This is a genomic window from Chitinophaga sp., from assembly GCF_035564935.1.
Taxonomy (GTDB): domain Bacteria; phylum Bacteroidota; class Bacteroidia; order Chitinophagales; family Chitinophagaceae; genus Chitinophaga.
In genome coordinates, this window is sequence record NZ_DATMTE010000482.1 from 1 (window position 1) to 21,562 (window position 21,562).

Genomic DNA, 21,562 nt, shown 5'->3' on the forward strand with positions numbered 1-21,562 from the left:
TCCGGGATTTAAATGGCCGCTTTGGTTTTTACTGGTCGATTCTTTCATTTCTGGTATGAGTTCAACATTGCGTATAAATCAAAAATAGGCAGAATTTCCCTTTTCTTAGCAGCAGGCGCTTTCACGGCAGGATTTGCATTACTGCCTGTTCTTTTATATCTTATGCGGTCATATAATATTCGAAGCGTTCCTGAAATAATATGACTATGCTTAACTATCCACTGAAAAAACATCTCTCCAAAAACTTAAAAAAACTTGCTACAGCCGTGCTGTTCAGCAGCTATGGCTTATTGCCTGCTGTTGCACAGCAAAAACCCAACATAGTGATCTTCCTTTCCGACGACCTGAATCAACAGGATGTGGGATGTTATGGCAACAGCGATATCAAAACCCCCAACATGGATCTGCTTGCTGCGGAAGGAATGCGGTTTAACAACGCTTATGCCGCATCGCCCATATGCACGCCTTCCAGGAGCGCTATGTTCACCGGGCTGTACCCATTCCGTAACGGGGCGCAGATGAATCATTTCACCGTAAGGCCCAATACCAGGAACCTGCCACAGTTCCTGCAACAGCTTGGATACAGGGTGGTCATCTCAGGGAAAACAGATGTATTCCCTCTTCATAATTTTCCGTTTGAAATAATCGGGGAAGAATTTGGGAAATACCTTCCCATCGAAAACCGCCTGGATCGTAAAAAGGAAACGGTTCATATGATAGCAGATCATTTCAGGAACCGGCCGGAGCAGCCTATTTGCCTGATTGTTGCGCCCTGGGTGCCTCATGTGCCCTGGTTTCCCAACCGGGATTTTGATCCTGCAAAATTAAAAATACCCGATTACCTGGCCGATACCAAAGCTACCCGCAAAGCGCTGGCTGCCTATTATCAAAGCATCCAGGAAGCAGATAAAATGTTGGGAGAAGTACTGCAAACCATCGATCAATCAGGTAAAAAAGATAACACGGTAGTGATGTTCCTGTCGGATCAGGGCGCACAGTTCCCTTCTGCGAAATGGTCGGTATATGCCCAGGGATTAAGGGTGCCGCTGATCGTGAGATGGCCGGGCAAAGTTAGTGCCGGCGCAGTTTCCGATGCACTTGTTTCGCTGGTTGATCTAACACCTACGCTGATAGACCTGGGAGGCGGAAAGGAGATAAAGGAGCTGGATGGTAAATCATTTAAAGCCGTAATGCTGCATAATGCAAAAAGCCAGCATCCTTACATTTTTGCGGAAACATCTATGGAACCTCATTTCTGGTATAATTATACACCATCACGCACTGTTATTACCGGCGATGGCTTTCATTATATCCGGAACTATCATCCGGGGCTTCGTTTTATCACGCACATTGATAAAGCAGAACGGAATGAATTTTATTTTGATACCTGGGAAGCTGATGCGGAAACCAGTACCAGAACTAAATTCCTGCTGGACCGCTACAGCTATCATCCACCGGAAGAACTTTTCAACCTGGCGGCAGACCGTAACGAGTTCCAGAACCTTGTAGCCAATCCCGCTTACTATAGCAAGGTAAAAACCCTGGAAGCGCTGCTGGATAAAGAATTAAAGAGACAGGGAGAAACCGGGGAGATGATAAAAGCAGGAACATTGCCCGGGTTCTTTGATCAGGGTTATACCATCCGGCAAAGTATGGGCGCCTCTGATCTTTCTTTTAACAGGAAGAAATGGAACCCCGACACGCTGATCATTACCGCTTATCTCGACAGCATTGATAAGGGAGGCGTGGTATGTGATTATTTCAACAATTTCAAACTATATGCGCATGAGCATAAAATAGGCATGGTGCTGGCGGATAACACTGTAGTAGAAAGCCAGCTAATTCCTGCAAACGGGGGACAACTGTTTTTTAGCTTGTCTAAAGAAGGCGCTCTTGAGATCCGCTTTAATCATCAAACTATTTTAAAGAAAACAGTAAAAGGTGGTTTAACAAAAATTAAAGCAGGATATGTTACCTGCGGTAAGATACAGGGAGAAGAAATGAAGGGTCCTCTTCAAACCTACCAGGGAACAATCAGCGACTTAAGATTTACTATGAATCAATTATCGGCGCAGCCATAAAACCACCGGGGTACCGGTGATCTTATGGCTTTTTATTGTTACCATTTTATCTGCAGTTCGGTGCGCCTGTTCTGCTTATACTCGTCTTCCTTACACGGCACGCCATCTTTACAGCCGTTCACAGGATCACGCTCTCCTTTATTGCTGTAGTAGAGCCTTTTAGGATCTATACCCGCATTCACCAGGTAGTCAATTACTGCGTAACAACGCAATGCCGACAGATCGGTATTGTACTGGTCTGAACCACGGCTATCTGCAAACGAAGCGATCACGATGCGCCAGTTTGGATGGCGTTTCAGCACTGCCGCTACCTGGTCCAGGATCTTCCGGGATTCTACGAGCAGCGAGGCGCTGTTGTAGTTATATAAGAACTTCAGTTGTTCCAGTTGCTGCTTATCTGTTTCTTCTTCCGCCGTATGTTTTTTCTCTACCAAACCTGGCCGCCCGCCCGTTACAGGTGTGGCGTTATGCTCTGTAACAACCTGCGGTGGCTGGTTGCCATTAAGCCTGTTAAAGTAATCGGCATCTGAGAAGAAGTAAATATCATCCTTACCCATGCCACCCGGTTTATTGGAAGCCAGGTATCCTTCATAACCGTTGCGTTTCAATATCAATCCTATATCATCAGCCCCGGAGTTAAAGGGTAATTTCATATTCTGCGGTACTTCCCAACTGGTCTTCGCTCCTTTTACCCGGTAGATATCATAACCTCCCATTCCTGCATATCCCCTGCTGGAGAAATAAAGAATACCTTCTTCATTAACGGTGGGGAACGTTTCCGCCGCTACTGTATTTACCTGGCTGCCGCAATTAACGGGTGCGCCCCAGGCGCCATCGGCCTGCTTTTCGGCGTACCAGATATCAGTTTGCCCCTGTCCTCCCGGGCGGTCGGATACAAAATAAAGTATATCGCCATCAGCGCTTAGCACCGCATGACTGGAAGAATATCCTTCCATGTTAATGCCGGGCATCAGTACCGGAGTAGTCCATTTGCCATCCTTTTTTACCGACTGGTAGATCTGCAAATGGCGGACGCCATTCACGAGCCCTTTGCCTGTAACAGGTACACCCTTTTGTATGTTGATAGTGGCGTAGAGGGTATCTTCACCGCTGCTAAGACATACCGGGCCAATATGATAGTCATATTTTCCCAGCAGTGCAGGCGCCAGTTCTTCCAGGTATGAATTGGCATTGCCAATAGCGTATTGCTGGTAAATGTATGCTTTGTAATAAGGCTGTTCGGTGCGTTTGTCGGTAGCAGGGTGCGCCTCGGACCCGTTGTTCAATGACAGGGAACGGTACCCGTTTGACATCAGCAGCAATCCTTTCTTTACTACCCCGCTCACCAGGTCTGAACCGTAAGTGTTAAGTTCTTTAAGTGGTTTTAATTGTACAGCGGCGGCCTGTTTAAGCCATACAACTGCACTGTCGCAGCCCTGCAGGGCAATATTCTTTAATTGAATACTATCCGCATTGGACGTGGTGAACAACGCATACTGCTGCTTTGCGGCATCATACTGTTCCTGTTGCCGCAGCACTTCTCCATAAGCAAAATAAGCAGCCGCCGGATGGCCCGGTCTACTTATAATCTCCTGGTATATATCTGATGCTTCTTTATAGTAACCGATCTCCTGGTAACTATGCGCCATTTTCATCAGCTGATCCACGGGCATCTTTTTTCCCTTGTTACGGGCGATCCTGTTATAGAGCGCTCCTGCTTCTGCATACTGTTGCCTGGCGTATGCGGCATTGGCTAACTGCGACAAGCTTTTCTGCTCCTGGCTATACACCTTGAAGATACTCGACAACATCAGCGGGATAATAATTATACAACGTCTCATACGGGTAGTAACTAAGTTTTAAAAATACCGGGGGTTCTTTACAGTGAAATTTTTCGAAGGGATTAAAAAGCCTAATGATATTTCATGCGATCCTCCCTGGTAACCCGCCATTTTATTAATACTCAGATCGTAAGAATAGCCGATACGCAGGTTTTCTGTAGCGTAAAACTCCACCATCACACTGGCGGCATCCAGTTCTGTCAGGTCTTTTTGCAGGTTGGTTTTATTCCAAAGGCCTACACCGGTGCGATAGGAAGCGCCTGCCCACAGCTTTTCACCAATTAACAGGAAGGCATTGATGTCTACATTGGTAGGCCCTTTAAAATCTTCTTTAATAAGGATAGAAGGTTTCAGCTGCAAGCCCTCACTCAGTGGAAACATAGCGCCTGTAGTAATATACAGGTGCTGTGTTTTCCGGATGGTAGCATAATTGTTCCCTTTCCAGTTATACCGCGTAGCATCGGTATAAAGGGAAAACAGGTCCATTACGGAAGCTCCTGCATAAAAGCGGGAAGTGTAGTAATAGATCCCGAAGCGGGCATCCGGTATCCACACACTCTTTTTACCCAGGGGTATGGCCGAGTCGTCATTATCGGTGTATTGCAGGGCTGTACCATCAATGGAGTACTGGGTAACGCCCCCTCCCAGGCCGAAGCAAAGCCGGCGTGTGCCTTCATCGTCCAGCGGGATCCGGTAAGCGTAAGAACCATAAAGCGATAATGCTTCCTGCGGCCCCAGTTTATCATATAGCAGTTGCAGCCCCAGCCCCACCTTATTGTCGCTGGCGGGCGTTACCCCGTCTACCGATACACCGCCTGTACGCGGCGCACCGGGAAACCCGGCCCACTGATGGCGGTAAACGGTGTTCACGTACAAGTCTTCCTTATAACCTGCATAGGCGGGGTTAATACTTAACCCGTTGAACACATACTGGCTGAACTGTATGTTCTGTTGCGCCACTCCGCGCATCCCTGTTGCCAGCAGTATCACCATTAGTCCTGCTCTGAGTACTGTTTGCATCTTTTACACTTTTTTTGTAGCAGATATTATTTTGTTTTTTACCGCAGTATTGTTATCCAGCCTTTATACTTTTTGATGCCATCCGGTTTTCTTACCTCCAGTATATAGTAGTAAGTACTTTCGTTCAGGTTAGAACCGTTCCAGTCGTTGCGGTAATCTTTGGATTGGTACACCTGTCCGCCCCAGCGGTTGAAGATATACAGCGTTGAACCCGGGTATTTTTCCAATCCGCCGATGATGAACCTTTCGTTCTTGCCATCGCCGTTCGGTGTGATCACGTTCGGGAACAACAGGTCTGATCCTTCCACTCCCACAGCGGATACGCCTGTGTTATTTGTACTATCGGCATCCGGCATATTTGTACTGTAAGCAGTAGCTTCATTGATCAGCTGTCCGCCTTCTATTACGCGGGAGGTTAGCGTCATTTGAACGGTGGCTCCCGCTGCCAGGTTGCCAATATTCCATTCTACCAGTTTAGTGGCTGGAGTTACCACTACTTCTCCCCTTTCGGCGGAAGTATGAGAAGGCACATCCAGCTGTACCGGCAGGCGGTCTTCAGCTTTCACGGAAGTCATTGCCACATTGCCTGCATTCCTTACGGTGATGCGGTAAGTGAGGTTCTGTCCCATGCGGTACGGTCCTGTTACCGGCGCCACTATTTCCTTGGTTACGATCAGGTCACCGGTATATTTATCGGTGTCGGTGATCGTTACAGTGGCTTCACCGGTACTGCCTTTTGTGAAGGCGTAGCTGGCCGATTGTCCGCCGGTAAGCATGAACACCACTGTTTCAGGGGATTCTACTTCGCTGTCGTTCAGCACACTAACGGGAACGGTTACACTGCCGGCGCCCGCAGGGATGGTAACAGTGCCGGTAATGGCCGTGTAGTCTGCATCCGGTGTGGCAGTGCCGCCAATCATGTATTGTATGGTGATGGGTTCTGCTGTGCGCTTGCCACTGACCAGGCTGATGGTGAACGCTCCGTTTACGTCCGGTTCGGTGGCGTCTGGTTTGCTGGCGGTAACAAGCAGGTTCAGGTTAGTGTGATCATCGTCTGCAATGGTTACAGTGGCAGTGCTGTTAGCGCCGGTTGTGTAACTCATACGGGCCGATTCGCCACCGGTAATGGTGAGCACTACCGTTTCTGCCGGTTCTACCAGGTCGTCATCTGTTACGGTTACCGGTATCACTACGCTTGACTGGCCCGCAGGAATCACTACCGTGCCGGTGAGGGCGGTGTAATCGTTGCCTGCAGTGGCGGTTCCGGCAATGGTATAAGTAACCGTGATATCTGTTACAGGTATCTTACCGCTGGCCAGGCCGATGGTGAATGCTCCCGGTGTGGAAGGCTCAGCTGCATTTGGCGTTGTAGCGCTTACGGTCATATCCATATTCACGTTGTCATCGTCTGCTATATTCACGGTAGCGGTACTGTTGCTGCCTGGCGTGAACACAAGGCCTGTAGCGGTGCCACCGGTTCCTGTGACGATCACTGTTTCAGTTCCTTCTATCAGCTGGTCATCGGTTACGGTCACCGGTATGGTGACGCTGTTCTGACCTGCCGGGATCACTACGGTGCCGGTGAGGGCAGTGTAATCCGCGCCACCTTGGGCAGTACCTGCTATGGTGTAGCTGGCGGTGATGTCCACAGCTGCGGTAACACCGGTTGGGAGACCAATAGTGAAGCTGCCGTTGGTAGCTGGTTCTGCACCGTCAGCATTTTTGGTGATGTTCAGTACCAGGTTGCTTTCATCATCGGTGATATTTACCGTAGCGCTGCCACCGGTGGTGAAGGTAAAGTGGGCAGCACTTGCACCGGTTGGTGTCAGGATCACTGTTTCTGTACCTTCTATCACCTGGTCGTCTGTAACGGTTACCGGTATGGTAACGCTGTTCTGTCCGGCCGGTATCACTACGGTACCTGTGAGGGCGGTGTAATCCGCACCCGGTGTAGCCGTACCCGTTATGGTGTAGTTCACCGTCACATCTTCTGATGAAGTAATGCCTGCCGGCAGACCGATGGCGAAGTTGCCGTTAGTGGCAGGTTCTGCGCCGTCTGCACCTTTGGTAGCGGTTACTACCATGTTGGCTGGTGTGCTGCTTTCATTATCAGTGATATTTACGGTAGCATTACCATTACCCGCGAAAGTGAAGTGGGTGGCAGTACCGCCGTTGAGCGTGGCTATTACTGTTTCTGTTACTTCTATGATCTGGTCATCCGCAACCACTACGGGAACGGCTACACTGTTCTGACCTGCAGGTATTACTACGCTACCCGTGAGGGCGGTATAGTCTGCACCGGCAGTAGCGGTACCCGCTATGGTGTAGTTAACAGTGATCGCTTCAGAAGAGGTGATACCTGCAGGCAGGCTCACTTTAAAGCTACCGTTGGTAGATGGTTCAGCACCGTCTGTATCTTTGGCGATGGTCAGTGCCAGGCTGGCCGGTGTAATGCTTTCATCATCGCTGATGTTTACGGTTGCATTACTGTTGCCGGTGAAGCTGAGGCTGGTAGAAGTTCCACCATTCAATGTCATGATCACGCTTTCGGTTACCTCAATTATCTTATCATCTTTTACGGTTACCGGAACGCTTACGCTGTTCTGACCCGCAGGGATGGTGATGGTTCCCGTGATGGCGTTGTAGTCTGTACCACTGGTTGCAGTACCGCTTATGGTATAGTTCACCTGGATGTTTTCAGATGTAATAATACCGGCAGGCAGGCTAATACTAAAGCCTCCATTTGTTGATGGCTCTGCGGCATCAGTTGTTTTCACAATTCCCAGGATGCGGTTAGCGGCGGTGTTTTCATCATCTGTGATGTTTACGGTAGCTGTGCCGCCACCGGTGAATGCAAAGCTGGTGGATGTACCGCCAGTGAGCGTCATATTCACTGTTTCGGTATTTTCCAGGATCAGGTCACTGAGCACCGGTACTGGTACGGTAACGCTGTTCTGTCCGGCCGGGATCACTACGGTGCCGCTGAGGGCCGTGTAATCTGCGCCGCTGGTAGCGGTACCGTTGATAGTGTAATTCACCGTAACTGCTTCTGATGAAGCCAGGCCTGCAGGCAGGCTAATGGTGAACTCACCGTTTGTGGCAGGTTCTGCAGCATTCCTGGTGGCCGTTACTGCGAGTACGCGGTTAGCCGTTGTGTTATCGTCATCCAGGATATTTACGGTAGCATTGCCGCTGCCGGTGAAAGTAAAGTTGGCAGAGGTTCCGCCGGTGAGCGTTGCCACCACGGTTTCTGTATTTTCTATCAGTTTATCGTCGATCACCGGTACCTGAACAGTAATGCTGTTCTGACCTGCAGGTATCACTGCTGAAGTGCTCAGGGCAATGTAGTCTGTACCTGCGGTAGCGGTACCGCCTGTTGTATAGTTTACTGTCACGTTCTCAGCTACTGTAATACCGGCCGGGAGACTGATAGTGAATGATCCGGCTGTAGATGGCTCTGATGCGTCGGCAGTTTTTGCTATACTGAGCACCCTGTTAGCCGCAACGTTGTCATCATCTGTAATATTCACTGTAGCATCGCCTGTGCCTCCTGCGGTGAATGTAAAGCTGGTGGATGTTCCGCCGGTTACCGTTAACAGTACTGTTTCCGTTTGTTCAATCACCTTGTCGTCTGCCACCATCACTGGTACGGCTACACTATTCTGGCCTGCAGGGATGGTGATCACCCCGGTGATAGCAGAATAATCTGTACCGGCAGTAGCGGTGCCTCCTATCGTGTAATTAACAGTGATATCTTCGGTAGCAGTAACCCCGGCAGGCAGGCTAATGCTGAAGTTGCCGTTTGTAGCCGGTTCCGCAGCATCAGCGGTATTGGTTACCAGCAGTACGCGGTTGGCAGCCGTGTTATCATCGTCGGCAATATTTACGGTAGCATTACCGCTTGTTGTGCTGGCAGCGAATACGAAGCTGGTGGATGTACCGCCTGTAACTGTCATGATCACAGTTTCATTGCCTTCAATGATCTGGTCGTCTGTTACGGTTACCGGTACGGCTACGCTGTTCTGACCGGCAGGTATCACTACTGTACCGGTGAGGTTTGCATAATCGGTACCATTCACCGCGGTGCCTGTAATCGCGTAATTCACGGTGATATCTTCCGCAGCGGTGATACCGGCAGGCAGGCCTACATTGAAGTTGCCGTCCGTGCCTGGTTCTGCGCCGTCTGCCGTTCTGCTCACCTGTATTACACGGTTGGCAGCGTTATCATCGTCATCATTAATATTCACGGTAGCATTACCGTTGGTGGCGCTGGCGGTGAAAGTGAAGCTGGTAGAAGTACCACCGGTAAGTGTGAGGATCACGGCTTCAGTTGTTTCAATCACCTGGTCGTCGATCACACTCACTGGCACGGCTACACTATTTTGTCCGGCAGGGATCACCACGGTGCCACTGAGGGCATTGTAGTCTGTTCCGCTCAGTGCGGTACCTGCTATGGTATAATTTACGGTAATATCTTCGGCCGGGGTTACTCCAGCAGGCAAACTGATAGTAAAGCTACCGTTTGTACCAGGTTCAGCAGCATTACCTGCATTGCTTACACTCAGCATTCGGTTGGTCGCTGTGTTATCGTCATCTGCGATATTCACGGTGGCGTTTCCGCTGGTGCTGCTTGCCGCGAGCGTAAAGCTGGTGGAGCTGGCCCCTGTGGCTGTCAATATTACTGTTTCAGTATTTTCTATGATCTGGTCGTCGATCACATTTACGGTTACCGGTACACTGTTCTGACCAGCCGGGATCACTACGGTTCCACCGAGAGCGGTATAATCAGTTCCACCGATGGCGGTACCGCCTGTGGTGTAGCTAACGGTGATGTCTTCTGATGCGGTATACCCTGCAGGCAGACCAACGGTAAACGTTCCATTGGTGGCTGGTTCTGCACCGTCCACAGGGTTGGTTACGTTGATAACCAGGTTAGCCGCAACATTGTCGTCATCGGCAATATTCACCGTAGCGTTACCGCTGGTAGCGCTGGCCGTGAAGCTGAAGCTGGTGCTGGTGCCGCCTGTAAGCGTGAGTATCACGGCTTCAGGAGTTTCAATCACCTGGTCGTCGATAACCGGCACTGGCACGGTTACACTATTGTCACCTGCCGGGATAATCACTGAACCAGTCAGCGCGGTGTAATCTTTCGCGCTGGTGGCAGTACCACCGATGGTATAATTCACCGTGATATCTTCTGTTGCAGCGATACCTGCAGGCAGGCTGATGGTGTATAAGCCATTGGTGCCCGGTTCTGCGGCGTCGGTGGTTTTCACCACGCTCAGCACGCGGTTGGCCGCGGTGTTATCGTTGTCTGTAATATTCACAGTATCCTTGCCGTTGGTGGCGCTGGCAGTAAGTGTGAAGCTGGTGGAAGTACCGCCGGTCAATGTCATGATCACGGTTTCTGTAGGCTCGATCAACTGGTCGTCCTGTACCGGCACTGATACCGCCACACTATTATCACCTGCGAGGATCACTGCTGTGCCTGGGAGCGCGGTGTAATCCGTGCCACTGGTAGCTGTACCTGCTGTAGTATAGGTAACGGTGATGTCTTCGGCTGCGGTATATCCTGCAGGCAAACTGATACTGAAGGATCCGTTGGTGCCGGGTTCAGCAGCGTCGCCATTGTCGGTAACAGCCAGTACCAGGTTGGCAGCTACGTTATCATTATCCGTGATATTTACGGTAGCATTACCGGTACCTGTAAAGGTAAAGCTGGAAGATGAGCCTCCCGCGAGGGTAGCTATTACCGTTTCTGTATTCTCAATGATCTTATCATCGCTGACAATAACGGGGATGGCTACACTATTATCACCTGCCGGGATCACTACGGTTCCGGTTAAGGCGGTATAATCGTCACCGGCGGCAGCTGTACCTGTTATGGTATAGTTCACCGTAATGTCTTCAACTGCAGTAACATTTGCAGGCAGGCTTACGCTGAAGGCGCCGTTGGTACCCGGTTCGGCAGCATCGGTTGTTTTGCTGATACCCAGTACCAGGCTGGCCGGGTTAATGGCCTCGTCATCTGTAATGTTCGCCGTAGCGGTGCCGTTGGCGCCGTCCGGTAACAGGTTGAAGCTGGTGCTGTTACCTCCTGTTATGGTTACCACCACTGTTTCTGTATTCTCAATGACCTGGTCATCTTTTACTATTACCGGCAGACTGATGCTGTTCTGGCCTGCAGGCAGTACAATGGAATTACCGATAGAAGTGTAATCATCGCCGCTGGTTGCAGTACCGGATACGGTATAGTTCACCGTAATATCCTGCGATGCCCTGTACCCGGTTGGCAGGCTGATGGTGAATGCAGCGTTGGTAGATGGTTCCGCTCCGTCTGCATCTTTGGTAATACTCAACACGAGAGCAGCTGGTATATTGTCGTTGTCTTCAAGATCCATGGAAGCAGTACCGCTGGTAGTGCTGGCCGTGAAGCCAAAGTTGGCGCTGGCGCCGCTGTTCAGTGTCATGATCACTTTCTCGGTGCCTTCAATGATCTGATCATCGGTTACAGTTACCGGTACCACCACACTGTTCTGGTTAGCAGTAATCACTGCTAAGCCGGAGAGGTTAATATAATCGGTGCCATTCACTGCAGTACCCGTGATGCCATAATTCACTGCTACATTTTCTGCAACAGTAACACCTGTGGGCAGGCTGATACGGAATGCACCGTTGGTAGATGGTTCTGCCGCATCGGTGGTCCTGATCACACTCAGCACCAGGTTAGCCGGTACGTTGTCATCATCTGCAATGTTCAGGGTGGCGCTGGCATTGGTTGTGCTGGCCGTGTAGGCAGCGATGCCGGAGGTACCACCGGTGATGGTCGTGATCACCGTTTCCGTATTTTCAATCACCTGGTCATCTTTCACATTCACGGGAACGGATACACCGTTTTGTCCGGCAGGTATGATCACCGTACCGCTCAGCGCCGTATAGTCGTCGCCGGTAGTAGCGGTACCTGTAGTATTATAACTTACGGTGATAGGCGCCGATGCGGTGTAACCGGTTGGCAAACTGATACGGAACGAGCCGTTGGTGCCAGGTTCTGCGGCATCTTTTGTTTTGGCTACACTGAGTACACGGTTGCCCGCGATATCATCATCATCTGCAATATTTACAGTAGCATTACCATTGGTTGGGCTGGCCGTGAACACAAAGGCCGGGGAGCTGCCGCCTGTAACAGTGAGTATCACTGTTTCTACTCCTTCAATAATCTTGTCGTCGGAAACGGTAACGGGCAGGTCTACACTATTCTGATCTGCCGGTAATACTATGGAACCGGAAAGGGTAGCATAGTCTGTTCCGTTGATGGCGGTACCGCTGATGGTATAATTTATGGTTACCGGTTGTGCGGATTTAACATTCGCCGGCAAACTAAAGGTAAATGCACCATTAGTACCTGGTTCTGCAGCATCGGTTTTCTTGGTGACGCTGATCACCTGGTTAGCAGCGGTGTTGTCATTGTCGGCAATGTTCACCGTAGCTGTACTGTTGCCGCTTGCAGGTGTAAAGTTAAAGCTGGTGCTTGTGCCACCGGTGAGGGTAAGCGTTACGGTTTCTGTTCCTTCTATTATGTCGTCGTCGGTTACAGTCACCGGAATGGTAACCTTAGGTGCACCGGCCGGTATGGTCGCCGTACCCGACAGGGCAGCATAGTCGGTGCCAGCGGTAGCGGTACCTGCTATCGTATAGTTGACGGTGATGGTTTCCGATGATGTATAACCTACCGGCAGGCTGATGGTAAATTCCCCGTTTGTTACCGGTTCTGCGCCGTCAGCGCTGTTGGTTACCAACAACACTTTATTGGCGTCAGTATTGTCATCATCTGCAATATTCAACGTGGCATTGTTACCAGCCGGATCAGCACTATACGTGAAGGAGTTGCCGTCTGTACCACCGTTGAGGTTTAGTATAGCCGTTTCCGTATTCTCAATGATCTTATCATTTGTTACCGTCAGTGGTAAGGTAATGCTGTTACTATTTGCCGGTAATGTAATAGTAAAGATGGTGTAATCGGTATTACGCGTTGCTGTACCGGTCATGGTATACGACAGCGTTGTATTGGCGCTGGAAGTATAACCCGCAGGCAGGCTCACCGTAAATGCCCCGTTGGTATTCGGTTCTGCGGCATCGGTGGTTTTCACCACTTTCAGTACCTGGTTGGCAGCAGTGGCATCATTATCCGCAATGTTCACGGTAACGTCATCGTTAGCCAGATCCGGCGGGAAGATAAAGGCGTTACCGCCGCCATCTGTAGCGCTACCGGACAACAGCGTGAAGGTCATGGTTTCGGTAGGCTCAATGATCTGGTCGTCCTTTACCTTGAGCGCTACCGATATAGCGTTGGTATTGGGCGGGATCACCACACTGCCCATTGTTTCGTAATCCAAACCGGATACAGCAGTACCGGATATACGATACCCTACTGTAACAGCCCATGCAGAAGTGGCCACACCAGCCAGCTTCACAGTGAAGGAGCCGTTGGTGCCAGGTTCCGCTGCATTGCTGCCGCTGATTACCTGTAACGGCGTACTACTGGCAGCGTTGGCATCTATAATATTCACTACCGCTCCGTTACCGGAAGGATCTATGGTAAATGGATAACTGGCCGAAGCAGCGCTGGTGAGGGTTAGTATCACTGTTTCAGGTCCTTCGATCGCACCGTCGTTGCCAGCGTCTACATCTATATACACTTCGTTAGCGCCGGCAGGGATAACAATGTTCCCGCCAGACAGGCCCAGGAAATTATAGTCGATTCCAATGTCAGCTGTTCCGTCTGTAGGGCTAACCGGGGGGACAAATCCAATCACCACATCTTCGGAGCTGGTAACGCCCGGCGGCAGGGAAATCCTGTACCGGCCGTTAGTACCGCCTTCTATGGCATCGGAAACTTTGGTGAGCAACACAATATTGCTGTTAGCAACATGATCATTATCGCTGATATTTACTGTAGCGGAACCTCCTCCACCTGCAACGGTATAATTGAACTGTGTATCATTTCCACCGGAGATATTCAGGATCACGGTTTCAGTTGGCTCAATCACTGTATTATCTATCACAGCAACGGGAACGGATATACCGTTCTGACCCGCAGGTATGATGATGGTACCGGTGATGGCGCGGTAATCTGTACCAGGAGTAGCGGTACCGGCGCCTATACTATATGTTACCTGTATATCCCTGGCCGCTGTAATACCAGCAGGCAGACTCACCTTGAAGCTGCCATTGGTAGCAGGTTCTGCGGCGTCGGCTGTTTTGGTAACAGCCAGTACCTGGTTGGCAGCGGTATTATCATCGTCTGCAATATTCACAGTGGCATTGCCATTGGTAGTGCTGGCAGTATAAGTGAAGTTACTGCTGGATCCACTGCCTACTGTAAGGATCACCGTTTCTGTACCTTCTATGATCTGGTCATCGGTAACGGTTACGGGAACGTCTACACTATTCTGGCCGGCAGGAATAACAGCTGTGCCGGTAAGGGCAGTATAATCAGTGCCACCTGTGGCTGTACCGCCTATGGTATAGGTGACGTTAATGTCTTCTGATGGTAACATACCAGCAGGTAAACTAATGGTAAACGCACCATTGGTACCCGGTTCTGCGGCGTCGCTCTTATTGGTAACGCTCAGAATACGGTTAGCCGGTGAGTTTTCATCATCGGTGATATTTACGGTTGCGTCAGTATTGACAGGACTAACGGTATAAGTAAAGCCTGTGCTGGTACCACCGGTGAGCGTCATGATCACGGTTTCGGTGTTTTCCACCACCTGGTCGTTGATCACACTCACTGGTACGGATACACTTCCGTCTCCGGCCGGCAGGATTACTGTGCCCGACAACGCGGTATAGTCTGTGCCGCTGGTGGCGGTACCCGCTATAGTATAGCTGATAGTAATTGGCGCTGCTGCCGTGTAGCCTGCAGGCAAACTGATAGTAAAGGCGCCGTTGGTGCCTGGCTCTGCGGCATCACTGTCTTTCAACACACTCAGTACCTGGTTGGCGGCTATGTTATCGTCGTCCAGGATATTAGCGGTCGCGCTATTGCCGGTAGTACCGGCGGTGAAGGCGAAGCTGGTGCTGGTGCCTCCTGTAAGCGTTACAATTAATGTTTCAGTGCCTTCTATGATCTTATCATCTGTTACATTCGCAGCAATAAGCACGCTGTTCTGCTCTGCAGGCAGCACTACGCTGCCGCTTAATGTAGCATAGTCTGTACCATTGATACCGGTGCCTGTTACTGTATAGTTAACTGTTACCGGTTCTGATGAGCTTATCTGAGGCGGCAGGTTGATACGGAAGGAGCCATCTGTGGAAGGCTCTTCGAGATCAGACAGTTTCACGATACTGAGCGCACGGTTCGTTGCTGTATTATCGTCATCTGCAATATTCATTGTTTCCTGGCCGCTGGTTGGGCTGGCAGTGAAAGTAAGACTGCCGGCGGTGCCACCATTAATAGTAGCCACCACTGTTTCAGGGTTCTCAATGAATTTATCATCGATCACATTTACAGGCAGCGTTACACCGTCTGCACCCGCAGGGATGGTAGCGGTACCGCTGAGGCCCGCATAGTCTGTACCCGGAGTGGCTGTACCGCTTATGGTATAGTTCACTGTAACAGGCTGGGCAATCGTTATTCCTGTGGGCAGGCTGATTTTGAAAGTATTGTTAGTAGCCGGTTCTGCGGCATCGCCTGCTTTGGTGATGCTGAGCACACGGTTTTCGGGCAAGTCATCATTATCAATAATATTACCCGTAACACCTGCCACCGGATCCGGGTTAAAGGTAAAGTTGGCGGAAGAAGCGCTCGTGATGGTGATCACCACTGTTTCCGTACCTTCTATGATCTTGTCGTCAACAACATTGCCAACGATGGACGTTGCGCCAGTACCTCCGGCCGAAATGGTTGCTACGCCGCTGAAATGCGTTGCCGTAAGGCCGTTATAGTCTGTCCCTTTAACAGCGGTACCACCTACTGTATAATTAATTGTTACCGCCTCTGAAGAGGTTATTCCTGTAGGGAGGTGGAAATTAAACCTGATTGAAGCGCCGCCTTCAGCTCCATCCCTCTGCAGTTCCAGAATTACGGTACGGTTGGCCGGCGTATCATCATCATCCGCAATATTCACCATAGCATTATTGGCAGTCGGTGATGCTGTAAAGCTAAAGCTGCCACCAGTTCCTCCGCTGATAGTCATAACCACCGTTTCTGTGGCTTCAATGATCTTATCATCAATCACATTTACCGGTATCGCTACACTGTCTTTACCAGCAGGGATGGTAATAGCGCCGGTGATAGCGGTATAATCCGTACCACTGGTAGCTGATCCTGCAATAGTATAATTCACTGTGATTGGCACAGATGAAGTTATTCCTGCAGGCAGGCGTACTGTAAAGCTGCCGGCAGTACCCGGTTCAGCCGCGTTGCCATCGTTGCTTACGCTCAGTACGCGGTTGGCAGCGGTGTTGTCATCATCTGTAATATCAGCGGAAGCGCTGGCATTCGTGGTGCTGGCTGTATAGGTAAAGTTAGTGCTGCTGCCACCGGTGATGGTCAGCATTACTGTTTCGGTATTTTCTATTACCTGGTCGTTGGTAACAGTAACTGGTACGGCTACACTATTCTGACCGGCAGGTATTGTTGCTGTGCCGGTTAACGTAGTATAGTCAGTTCCGTTAGTGGCGGTACCACCTATGGTATAATTCACGGTAATCGCTTCCGATGCGAGTTTGCCTGAAGGCAGGCTGATGCTGAAGCCTGCATTGGTAGCAGGTTCTGCGCCATCGGCTGTTTTAGCAATGCTCAGTACGCGATTGGCCGGCGTATTGTCATCATCCAAAATATTTACGGTAGCATTACCATTGGTAGCGCTGGCCGTGAAAGCAAAGCTGGTACTGGTTCCACCGGCAAGGGTGAGTATCACCGTTTCCGTGTTTTCCAGTAACTCATCATTTGCAACAACTACCGGTACCAGAATGCTGTCCTGGCCGGCAGGTAGTATCACCGTACCTGTCAGCGTAGTATAGTCGGTACCGTTAGTAGCAGTACCTGTGATAGCATAGCTTACGGTAACAGGTTCTGAAGAAGTAACACCTGTTGGCAGGCCGATCTTAAATGCCCCGTTGGTGGCCGGCTCGGAAGCATCTCCTCCGGCGTTCCTGACACCTAAAACGCGGTTAACAGCGGTATTGTCATCATCATCGATATTGGCCGTAGCACTACCGTTAGTGCTGCTGGCAGTGAAGGCAAAGCTGGTACTGGTACCGCCGGTCACCGTTGCAATAACGGTTTCAGTGTTCTCAATGATCTTGTCATCGGCAACGGTGAGCGGTAAGGATACACTGTTCTGTCCTGCAGGTAGCAGCACAGTAGTTCCCAGGGCAGTGTAATCAGCCCCACTGCTGGCAGTACCGGATGGTGTATAGGCTATGGTTATATCTTCTGATGCAGTAATGTTAGCAGGTAAACTGATAGTAAACTCACCGTTGGTAGCTGGTTCTGCGGCATCTGTTTTCTTCACGATGCTCAGTACGCGGTTAACAGTGGTGTTATCATTATCCGTTATGGTAACAGTGGCATTGCCATTGGTGGCACTGGCTGTATAGTTAAAGTTAGTGCTGGCGCCGCCTGTAAGCGTTACAAGTACAGTTTCATTATTTTCAATTACCTGGTCGTCGGTTACACTAACGGGCAGGGATACACTGGGCTGACCCGCCTGCAGGGTAACCGTACCTGTAAGAGCGGTGTAATCAGACCCACCTGTGGCCGTACCACCGATGTTGTAGCTGACGGTAATGTCTTCAGCAGACAGAATACCGGCAGGCAAACTGATCGTAAAGCCGCCGTTGGTGGCCGGTTCTGAAGCATCGGCCGTTTTAGCGATGCTCAATACCAGGTTAGTTGGTGTATTTTCATCATCTACAATATTCACGGTTGCATTACCGGCAGACGTACTAGGGGTAAGCGTAAAGTTGGTGGAGCTGCCACCTGTTACGGTCACTAATACCGTTTCAGGGTTTTCCACGAGCTGGTCATCGGCTACTATTACAGGCAATACAACGCCAGGCTGGCCGGCAGGGATCACCACTGATCCGCTCAGCACACCATAATCTGCACCTGGTGTAGCTGTACCGCCAATGCTATAGTTCACGGTAATGTCTTCCGAAGAAGTAACACCTGCAGGGAGGCTGATGTTAAACGCCCCGTTGGTAGCGGGTTCCTTTGCATCACTGGCCCAGGTTACGCCCACGGTAGTTTTAACAGGATTATTGCTGTCGTTATCGGTAATATCCAGAGACGCGGTGTTCTGCGTAGTGCTGATATTATAGGCGTTGCCGCTAACGGCGCCGAAGGCCCCGTTCAGCGTAACAGTCACCCCTTCTGTTATTTCAAGGATATTATCATCGGTAACTGTTACAGGGAGAGCTATAGTGCTGCTACCTGCCGGGAAGGTAACAGTGCCGCTCAACGCCGTATAGTCGGCGCCGTTAGCTGCTGTACCCGTCACCGCATAATTCACGGTGACATCTTCCGTAGCTGTTACGCCGGCAGGCATGCTGATGTTAAAGGAACCGTTCTGTGTACCTTCAGCGCCATCCTGTACTTTGGTGATAGCCAACACCTGGCTGGCAGTGGTTAAACCGCCAAAGGTGGAGAAGTTCTGAATACCGCTGAAATCAACGTATTCCACGCCATCCTGCTGACCGGTACCTGATGGAGTGATCTCTGTGATATTAGCCAGTCCCTGCGGAGCCAGGTCGCCCAGCGTAGTGGCAATATCACCGGCATGTTTGAACCATACCCACCGTTGTGCGCCTGTTACGCCACGGGTACCGGAGAGCATATTTTCTGCATTGGTTTTTTCTGCCGGGTCATGGAAGAGACGGAGGGTAATACCGCCATTCTGGGTGAGGTTGGCGCCTGTGTAGGTGATCTGCACCAGTCTGCGCATTAACTGCGTACCATAATCGGTACCGCTGTTCTTACCCAGCGCTGCATTCATATCCCTGTTCACATCAACAATAGCAGAGAGTTTTGTTACGTCCATAGTATTGCCGTTCAGGGCAATGGACGCGATATATTTATTCGGATCTGAAGGATCAATGAAATAAAGGGTGTCTTTATCAATACAGGTAGCGGCTACTGTTCTTACCGTTGCATCCGGTACCAGGTTGGCGGTACGCTTAAGATGACTGGTAACAAGGGTAAACACAACGCCATCTTTCAGCGCACTCATGTTTTCAAAGCTCACGATACCGCCGTTAAAGCTGGTGGCAGGTATTTCGGTCACTGTACCGGTACTGAAGTTACCATCGCCGTCTTCATCGATCATGATGGTAAAATCTTCTGTAGTGGTTCCTTTTACGGTGATACCAGTCAGGTCGAACTGCAGGCTGAGTGGCTGTGTACTGATATCGTAATTGGTGAACTGTGTTTTCCATTCCTGGGTGAGGCGTTCGGGGATACAGCTGCCTACCGGCAGGTCGGTACCACTCACGCTGAGGGAGTTGCTGTTGCTTCCCAGCAGGATATAACTTTTATCTGCGCCAAAGCTATTGGTGTTGTCTGCGTTGGTAGCAGCAATGGAACGAAGGCCGGCTGTAAGGATAGAACCGGTATGTACGCTGCGGGATTGTTTTTGCACAAGTCCTTCCGCGTCGTCACGGCCTATACCAAAGATGTTATTTTTATAGGTGCTGTTGGCAGTAGCGTTCCAGATCACGGAAGCGTCTGTTGCCAGGTAGTTTTGCGCGGTACTCTGATCCAGCGTGATACCGTATTTAACACCGAGATATGATTCTATCTGTTGAGATTGCGTAGGTGTGAGCGCTGATTTGTATACGATCACTTCAGGGATCTTGCCACTGAAGATGCGGCCATCAAAGGAAGCATCATCTCCTGTGCGGCCACCCAGTTCAAAGAAAGCGCCATCTGCCTGCGGTGCACAGTTTGTACCAAGGGGGCCTTGTTTACCATTTAGCCAGGTACTTCCGTTCTGGGAGTTTGCAGCATTTACATAAACACCTCTTGCGATAATGGGTCCGGCATAAGGAGGCGTGGATAGTGCCACAACGCATCCGGCGCCATCAAGACCATATTTACCAGCGTCCAGCAGAAGTCCTCTGCCGGTAAAACCTATTGTTGTCCAGCTGCCATTGGTTGAAAAAACACCCTGCAGCGGATTTCCAGTACCCTCAGGCTTATTCACAGAGAATATATTCAGGTTTGCCGTTGTGTTCCAGTTAACGGCGTCACTTCCTTTCAGGGATTTACCCACTGCACCGGTGAAATCAACTGCCGGGTTGAAGTTGATACCATTAGGATCGCGAACGATGTCTGCCGAAGCAACGATCGGATTTGTATGGCTTGGTTGGGCGGCACGTAATTCTGTCACCATAGCACCACTTTGGTTCAGCCATTGTTCTACCTGGTTGCTGCCGTTTACCTGCACATCGGCATCTGCTTTCACCCATAACTTTTCGCCCTGTACGCCACCGGGAGAGGTAACGAAGCTGGCAAAAGTGAAGTATTGGTTATTAGTAAGATCAATATTGGCAGAGTAGCTTGGCACACCGTTCACATCGGCCTGCGACAGCTGTATAAACTGGTCTCCGCCATCAAAGGTAGCATCGCTGCTTATTACGAGGTAAGGTGTGGTAGCAACGCGTGGCAGCTGGTCTTTCGGAATGGAAATAGCCACGGTGCCAACGGTACCGGTTTCCTGCACTTTCCAGGCTCTTGCCATACGGGTGGTTACCGCAGGGTTGCCGGTGATGGCAGTGGTAAATAAAGTGCTGGCGCCATCATCTCCCCAAACCAGGTATGATTTATCGGCAGCAAATGTATTAGTATTGGCGATGTTGCTTTCAGCGATACCGCCCAGGCCCACTATGGGCTGGAAGCCTGCATTAATGCTCCGGCTCTGCTTCTGTGTAAGCCCTTCCACATCGTCGCGGCCTATACCGGTGATATTATTTTTATACGTAGCGTTAGTGGTGGCATCCCATACTTTGGTAGTGCCATCGGTAGCGAGGTAATCGGTAGCTCCATTATTCAGCGTCATACCATATTTGATAGCCAGGTAGCTTTCAACCCGTTGCTGTTCAGTGGCGGTAAGTGCACTGGCATACACAATAGTTTCGCCCAGTGAACCGCTGTAATACCAGCCACCACCACTAAGTACGTTGTCGCCCAAATAAGCCATTGCGGCAGATGTTGTATTAATAGGCTGATTGCCGACACTTAAAAATCCAACTGCAGCGCCTGTACCATTGATCCTCATCTGGGTGGCTGCTGTAGTGGTATTACTTGCATTGGTGTACATAGTGATACTCGGAAGCGTAGTATTGCCTCCTGTATTGCCATAACGGCTGTTGGATGTTTCAATAGAACGCTGGCCTGCACCTATCTCCATAGCATAACGGTTGCCGGTAGATGTGGCAAGCTGGTTGCCCCAGCTGATCGGGCTGCGGTTGGCAATTGAAGCGTTGGCTGTCATAGCAATTACAGTTCTTGCGCTAATGCCTACAGGCAGTTTTGTACCATCCAGTATCATACGATGACTGGTGCCATTGAATTTTACAACCGGGTTATAGTTGACATTATCAGTTGCGTTTTGG

4 protein-coding genes are annotated in these 21,562 nt (G+C 50.3%); 1 reads left to right on the plus strand and 3 read right to left on the minus strand.

Annotation, left to right across the window (positions count from 1 at the left end):
* The first annotated feature begins 206 nt into the window (after positions 1-206).
* Complete coding sequence (locus VN105_RS12390) at positions 207-2,081, plus strand: sulfatase (RefSeq protein WP_325641283.1); 1,875 nt, start codon at positions 207-209, stop codon at positions 2,079-2,081.
* Between the two features lie 38 nt (positions 2,082-2,119).
* Here the strand turns inward: VN105_RS12390 and VN105_RS12395 are convergent, their stop codons facing one another.
* Genes VN105_RS12395 through VN105_RS12405 form a run of 3 tightly spaced genes read right to left on the minus strand, consistent with a single transcriptional unit; the run spans position 2,120 to position 21,441 of the window.
* Positions 2,120-3,922, minus strand: coding sequence for an OmpA family protein (locus VN105_RS12395; protein ID WP_325641285.1), 1,803 nt, complete (start codon positions 3,920-3,922; stop codon positions 2,120-2,122).
* Between the two features lie 18 nt (positions 3,923-3,940).
* On the minus strand, positions 3,941-4,942 hold the full coding sequence (locus VN105_RS12400) for a type IX secretion system membrane protein PorP/SprF (protein WP_325641287.1): 1,002 nt from the start codon (positions 4,940-4,942) through the stop codon (positions 3,941-3,943).
* 38 nt (positions 4,943-4,980) lie between these two features.
* Positions 4,981-21,441 (minus strand): Calx-beta domain-containing protein, encoded by a 16,461-nt coding sequence (locus VN105_RS12405; protein ID WP_325641289.1) that lies wholly within the window; start codon positions 21,439-21,441, stop codon positions 4,981-4,983.
* Positions 21,442-21,562 lie beyond the last annotated feature (121 nt).

Excerpts from the sequence above, each read along its gene's own strand:
- VN105_RS12400 (WP_325641287.1), bottom strand. The coding sequence starts at position 4,942 with ATGCAAACAGTACTCAGAGCAGGACTAATGGTGATACTGCTGGCAACA.
- VN105_RS12390 (WP_325641283.1), top strand. The coding sequence starts at position 207 with ATGCTTAACTATCCACTGAAAAAACATCTCTCCAAAAACTTAAAAAAA.
- VN105_RS12395 (WP_325641285.1), bottom strand. The coding sequence starts at position 3,922 with ATGAGACGTTGTATAATTATTATCCCGCTGATGTTGTCGAGTATCTTC.
- VN105_RS12405 (WP_325641289.1), bottom strand. The coding sequence starts at position 21,441 with ATGACAGCCAACGCTTCAATTGCCAACCGCAGCCCGATCAGCTGGGGC.